At 29.2% G+C, this 6,002-nt stretch carries 9 protein-coding genes and 1 pseudogene; all 10 read right to left on the bottom strand.

Going from position 1 to position 6,002, the window contains the following annotated elements; all coding sequences use genetic code 11:
* On the bottom strand, positions 1–290 hold a 290-nt coding region (locus BQ7400_RS00195; RefSeq protein ID WP_144019911.1), incomplete at its 3' end, for an ATP-binding cassette domain-containing protein.
* 83 nt (positions 291–373) lie between these two features.
* A complete protein-coding gene (locus BQ7400_RS00190; protein ID WP_000587963.1) occupies positions 374–1,000 on the bottom strand; it encodes a TetR/AcrR family transcriptional regulator in 627 nt (208 codons plus the stop codon).
* Between the two features lie 27 nt (positions 1,001–1,027).
* Positions 1,028–1,255 (bottom strand): helix-turn-helix domain-containing protein, encoded by a 228-nt coding sequence (locus BQ7400_RS00185; protein WP_072469057.1) that lies wholly within the window; start codon positions 1,253–1,255, stop codon positions 1,028–1,030.
* A gap of 117 nt (positions 1,256–1,372) precedes the next feature.
* Positions 1,373–1,531, bottom strand: a complete 159-nt coding sequence (locus tag BQ7400_RS00180) for a Maff2 family mobile element protein (RefSeq protein WP_004825242.1) — start codon at positions 1,529–1,531, stop codon at positions 1,373–1,375.
* Between the two features lies 1 nt (position 1,532).
* Entirely contained in the window at positions 1,533–1,844 is a 312-nt protein-coding gene (locus BQ7400_RS00175; RefSeq protein ID WP_072469056.1) for a single-stranded DNA-binding protein, read from the bottom strand.
* Positions 1,845–2,039: 195 nt separating this feature from the next.
* Positions 2,040–3,509, bottom strand: a complete 1,470-nt coding sequence (locus BQ7400_RS00170) for a PIN-like domain-containing protein (protein WP_001105422.1) — start codon at positions 3,507–3,509, stop codon at positions 2,040–2,042.
* A 17-nt stretch (positions 3,510–3,526) separates the two neighbouring features.
* Entirely contained in the window at positions 3,527–4,063 is a 537-nt protein-coding gene (locus BQ7400_RS00165) for a ClbS/DfsB family four-helix bundle protein (protein ID WP_001258251.1), read from the bottom strand.
* Between the two features lie 61 nt (positions 4,064–4,124).
* A pseudogene (locus BQ7400_RS00160) lies at positions 4,125–4,934 on the bottom strand (VirD4-like conjugal transfer protein, CD1115 family); the annotation flags it as partial.
* Between the two features lie 11 nt (positions 4,935–4,945).
* Complete coding sequence (locus tag BQ7400_RS00155; protein WP_002839983.1) at positions 4,946–5,131, bottom strand: transposon-encoded TnpW family protein; 186 nt, start codon at positions 5,129–5,131, stop codon at positions 4,946–4,948.
* 158 nt (positions 5,132–5,289) lie between these two features.
* Positions 5,290–5,991: a hypothetical protein gene (locus tag BQ7400_RS00150; protein WP_047211468.1), complete on the bottom strand. Its 702-nt coding sequence runs from the start codon at positions 5,989–5,991 to the stop codon at positions 5,290–5,292.
* Positions 5,992–6,002 lie beyond the last annotated feature (11 nt).

The raw sequence follows: 6,002 nt of genomic DNA, 5'->3' as shown, positions 1-6,002 counted from the left end.
ATTTCTCCTCCCGTTAAAGATTCCCAAAGGGCAACATCTCCAGGGACATAAGAAATTCGCTTATGAATTTCAAGGCTATCCTTCCAAACATCCTTACCGAATATCTCGGCAATACCAGCATCACGTTTTATAATTCCTAATAGGGCACGAATAGTTGTAGATTTCCCAGCACCATTAGGACCAATAAACCCAACCACTTCCCCCGATTTTATCGTGAACGAAACGTCACGCAATGCTTGAAATTTACCAAACTTTTTTTGTAATCCTTGTACTTTTACTATATCGGTCATAATATAGACACACTCCTTTAAAATTTTTTAGATAAAAATCTAAAGCTATTATATTTTCATTTCAATACACCTTTAATTTAGTTTTATTTATAAAAGCTGTATTTCAGTAATTCGGCATAAACGTTCCACTCTTCTAGATATTTCTCTCCAAATCTACCAATATCATCAAAGGTAAACAATTCCTTTAGTCCTTTCTCTCCTACACCAAACATCGTCCAATTCAAAATCTCAATTGCTTTTTCAATATCAACTCCTTCCCTGAATTTAGAGTAATCAATGTCTTTATATAATTTATTTATGGCTTGATTATAGATTGGATTGAGCCTTTGTTTAATGATATCCTTTACTTCTACAGACTCCTCTTGTTTAGTTGATGCCAAGAATTCAAATGCCTGTGGGTACTTTTGTTGAACATAGAACTTTTGTAAAGCAACTCTTTCGATTCTTTTAAATAAATCAGTTTCAGACAAATCAATTTCTTCATTTAGATTCACGATTGCTTTACTACTATACTCAATCAAGTACAAGTAAAGATCCTTTTTACTGTTAAAATAGTTAAACAGCGAGCCTTTTGAAATATTAGCTCTTTTTACAATTTCGTTAGTAGATGCTTTTTCAAAACCATTTCGAACAAATTCTTTTATAGCTGCGTTAATAATTTGCTTTTGTTTTTCTGGTTTTAAGTTATTAAATTTTGAATAAATGATCAAAACCACCTTTCTTTATAAACCGATGACCTAACTGGTCATTTCCTCTTCACTAAAATTGTCTTCAAAACTAATAATATCATTAGGGGTGCAAGATAGAGCCTTACATATTCTTTCTAAATTTTTAAATGTAATTGGTTTATCCTTGCCCATTTGTGCCATAACATTTGTTGTAAGTCCTGCCATAGCTATTACATCTGTTTTCTTTAGTCCTTTTTTTGCTAACTGTATCCATAATGGTTTATAGTTAAGTGCCATAATATCCCTCTTTTTCTGTTCATTAGATTTATTTAATTATAGCATAAATATTGATTTCATTCAATCTTACATTGGTTTAGTGTTTTGTTTTAGAGAATTTGTTGTGTTATCCCGTCCTTATTTTGCCATAAATTGCTTAATACCTTGAGATTTAGCACCAGGGTTATCATTACCATAACCTTCCATTAAGTTAATAACTCCCCATGCTCCTAAACCTGCACCAATTGCAGTTACAAGTGTCTTTAAAACTCCAACTCCAGCTGTAAAAAATTCCATATTATTCCTCCTCGTTTTCTTTCTTATTTTCTATTTTATTTAGTGATTTAACTATAAAATTCTTGTAGACCTTATCTCCTTTTTTGTTTTCTTTGAAATATCCAAAGACATGGATTATATCTCCTTTATCTAATTCTTTTGCACGTTCGCTTTTTTCTCCGTAGACTGAACAATTTATATATTCTTTTCCTTTACCATATTTTTTAATGAGAGTAAAATTTGCTACATCTACTTTTTCTCCATCTCTTTCAAATTCTGATAATTCCACTTCTTTAACTAAATTTGCATTAATATTTATCATTTCTCTATCCATTAATTTCTTCTCCTTAATCTATAAATTTCAATTAAAAAAGCGACTGGATCTATTTATTTCCAATCGCTATACATTATTCCTTATTAAATTGTTCTAAGTAGGAGCTCTTATCCTTAACATCTTAACCTCCTAATTTTGAGTATAAAAAAAGCAGTAAACTTTATAATTACTGCTTTAATAAAATATCCTATATTATTAATCATTAAATGAACAATCTCGACAAATACCACCTACATCTTCTCGCCTATCCTTAAATCCCTTTCCACATTTAGAGCAAATAAATGCATAATCATTATTGTAATTCTCCTCTTCTAAATAAGAGTCATCGTAGTCTTCTTCATTTTTGTTTATAGAATCTTGATCTATCTGAATTTCAATTATTTCAATATCTGTATATTCTTTATCATTATTAATATAAAAAGAATCTTCTTCGATATCATCTTTATTAATTAATCTTGTGACATTAACTATGACACTTCCACTAAATTCTTGTTCTATTGGTGGTGATTGTATGACTTCTTTTGTATCATCATCACGTCCCCAATAATCAAAGGATACACAACTTAAATTTATTAAATATTCTAGCTCATAAGTTATACTAACAATCTCGTCTGTAAACTCTTCATAAGTATCTAATATCTCATTGAATTCACAATTATTTATATCTAATTCTTCAATACCCTCACTTCCAATAACATACGATTCTAGATAATAATAGTTGTTATTATAAATACTGTCAACTATATCATTAGAAATATCTTGTTTTACTCTTTCTACATATGACACATCTTTTCTATTTAAATCTACATAAACATTAAAATCATATCTATCATATACTTTTGAAGCGAAATTCTGAAACATTCCTGTTGTTAAAAATTCAATATTTACATTTGGATTTTTTTCTTTAAATTCACTTAATAATTTATCGTGAACTACTAAATTATCTTGACTATCCTTACTCCACCAGTCTTCTTTTATATCATTCGTAATAAAAATAATATCTTTTACTGATTTTTCAACTGGTAAATCTAATATCTCTTTCCAAACAAATAAATCTCCAAATTTTTCAACTCCATCTTTATTAATGTCCTCATATCCAGGCGGAATTTTATATTTATACCTAAGTTCACCCTCTCTAATAATTTTTAATTGTTCACTAAACCTTATCCTATTACCTATCCTATTATTTTTTTCTAAATATGAAATAAGATTATCTATATCTTTAATTATTTCAGGAGAATCTGTTGTTATTTCATCATATTCAATACCAACACTATTTTTATAAGATTTGATTATTTGTTTTAATTCAACTAACTTGTTATTTAAATCATTCTCCAAATTTTTTCTTCCAAAATAATTATATTTAGATGATTTAATCAAGACACTCTCTAAATTTTTTTGACTCCTTTCAATTACTCTTAGTAAATCTTTTTCAAAATTTTGATACTTTTTTTTCAATTGTCCGAATACGCTATATTTATTTTTATTAAATTCTTTATACACTTGATTCGGAATCCATATTAAATCCTTACACTCCTTGAAAATTTCTAATATGTTTTTGCTACTGTATAATGAATATCGAGCTAAGTCAAGTATTACATTTGTATCTAATACTATTATAGAGGTTTTTCTATTTATTATTTTTTTAAATTTTTCATAATTCAATTAAAGCACCAACCTTATTATTTAATTACATTCACAAAATTATTAAGTTTTTTCCATTTTCTAATCTTAGTCCTAAATGTTCCAAATGGTGCTACTGTATTTACATGGATAAATTTATATACTTCCCAAGTTGCAGTTTTTGTTGCTTCATCTGCCCATTTTCTCATATGTGGTTTAAATAATTCTTCCTCTGTAAGATTATCTATCAAAGAGTAAATATCTTCTATATTCTGTGATAGTTGTTCTTTTAATTCCTTTAACGATTTATGAGCATAGGTATCTGTAAACCATTGATACAATTCTCCAAGTTGATTCCACTTAAATTTGTCAGATGGCGTTTTAACCTCAATTCCCTTTTTTTCATCTTCTTCCCATTTCAAAACTAAAGTTGTCCAACCTACTTGATAGGCAAGATTTTCAGCTGGTGTCCTATCAACTTGATCTACTCTTTTATCTTTTAATTCTTCTGGGATATTATCAAACTCTGAAATATATTTTCCAAAAGTTTTCTTTATCTCATTTTTTAATTCTTCCTTACTTTCATAAGACCTCATATGCCTACCTCCATGGTTTATATAGATATTATACCAAAAATATTTTTATCCTAGGCTTAATTCATAATCTTGTAATCAAACTGTTCCTGTTTATTTTTATTTTATCTCTATTTGTTAAATACTCTTCCACATCAAACAAGTTTTTCTTATCATAATCTTCCAACAACTTGTAATTCTTATGCTTTGTAATATCGAATTTATCAGATAGAAAAGGTCTTACTCCTCTTAACTGATAAATACACTTACCGCCATCCATTACAGTTATTTCATCTTGACTCATAAGTTCCTTGCCAGTTTTTTGGTAATTTAGACCAAAAGATTTTTGATTGGATCTTGTTTCTGATGTGTTATATAGGTCTATGGTTTCTTTTCCTAAGGTTTCAGATAATTCTTTTACTGTTGTTTTTTCTTTTCCTCCTAAAAAGAGTGTAGAGTCGCAGTTACCAACTATTGTATCTGCATGGTCTTTATAGATTGCTTTTAATTGAGATTGTGCTTGCAGTATTATGCTTGCCGATATTTCTCTTGAACGAATTGTCGCTATCAATTTTTCAAATTTAGGAATCAAACCGATATTTGCAAACTCATCAAGTAGACACCTAACATGAACTGGAAGTCTTCCACCATACACATCATCTGCCTTATCACATAGTAGATTAAATAATTGAGAATACATTATTGAGACTACAAAGTTAAAGGTATCGTCAGTATCTGATATTATTACGAACAAGGCAGTTTTTCTATCTCCAATTTTATCGAGTTCTAATTCATCTTCGCTCATTAGATCTCTAAGCTCTCTTATATCAAAAGGTGCAAGTCTTGCTCCACAAGATATTAGAATTGACTTAGCAGTTTTCCCTGTAACAACTTGTCAAGGACTTTTTAATCATTTTTTATCGCTTTTTGATGTTTTTCTCTCTCCATTTCTCTAAGAATTATGCGTTTTAATTTGTCTTGCATTGTTTCCGTTGCATTTTCATTAAAGTGAACAACAACCTCATAAGTTGCTTTACCAATTTTCTTTATAGTTTTTGTTCCTGTATTCTTTTCATTTTTATTTTCGTGCATATATTTTTCCTCCTGTTTGTTTCAATAAAAAAGGCGATTAGATTTTTAATTTTCTAATCGCCTTTTAAGTGTCATATTTATCTTTTTATTATCTCTGGCATACTTTTATACCTTTTTAGACTTAAAGTCTTTAATAGTGGCTTTCCACCTCTTTTTATCTACAAAGATTCTCCTACATCATAGTTCATTTTTTTATTTAAACCTTTTTGTATTAGTTTGTCTTTATCTTCTTCATACCAATTAAGGATTGTTACATAATGGTCTTTATAGTATTTCCCAGAGCTTTTGATATATCTTGATAGCTTTTCAATCATTGTATCTGTATGACTTTGTAGCTTATCCTTTAGCTTATGGTATTCTTCTTTGCTTAACCTTACATTTTTGAATTCTCCATAAAAGATGGGGGTGGACTGTTCTTCTCTCCCCTTATCTATACTAACCTTATCTAATCTACCCTTATCTATACTGGGTTGACCACTTGACAACCTTTGGTTAACCAGATGACAACCAACTTTTTCTTCTGAAATATATGCTCCATTTTCCGTCTGATAAAGCTGTTGTTTCTGCTCTATATACATTGTTGGCTTATATCTGTCTTTTCTAATATAGTTATTTATCTTCCAATGAGTAATGACGATAATTCCCTGATCAAAGACTATCACAAAGCCTTTGGCAATAAGTATTTTTAGGTCATCTTCATTAGCTCCGATAATTTTGATGATTTTCTTAGGATTATTTACAAAACCATCATCATCTGCCCTCATTGATAAATGAAAATACAGACATTGACTACTTAGTGGCATATCCAAAAATAAGTCGCTATCCACTATCTTTAGTGAAAACATTCTTTTATCTGCCATGCTCTCCTACC

The organism is Urinicoccus massiliensis (assembly GCF_900120405.1).
GTDB lineage: Bacteria > Bacillota > Clostridia > Tissierellales > Peptoniphilaceae > Urinicoccus > Urinicoccus massiliensis.
Note: the sequence above shows the minus strand (reverse complement) of the source record. Positions and strands in the feature narration are given on the sequence as shown.

Bases quoted from the DNA above. Each gene is read 5' to 3' on its own strand.
- BQ7400_RS00180 (WP_004825242.1), bottom strand. From the start codon at position 1,531: ATGGAATTTTTTACAGCTGGAGTTGGAGTTTTAAAGACACTTGTAACT.
- BQ7400_RS00165 (WP_001258251.1), bottom strand. From the start codon at position 4,063: ATGAGGTCTTATGAAAGTAAGGAAGAATTAAAAAATGAGATAAAGAAA.
- BQ7400_RS00185 (WP_072469057.1), bottom strand. From the start codon at position 1,255: ATGGCACTTAACTATAAACCATTATGGATACAGTTAGCAAAAAAAGGA.
- BQ7400_RS00175 (WP_072469056.1), bottom strand. From the start codon at position 1,844: ATGGATAGAGAAATGATAAATATTAATGCAAATTTAGTTAAAGAAGTG.
- BQ7400_RS00155 (WP_002839983.1), bottom strand. From the start codon at position 5,131: ATGCACGAAAATAAAAATGAAAAGAATACAGGAACAAAAACTATAAAG.
- BQ7400_RS00150 (WP_047211468.1), bottom strand. From the start codon at position 5,991: ATGGCAGATAAAAGAATGTTTTCACTAAAGATAGTGGATAGCGACTTA.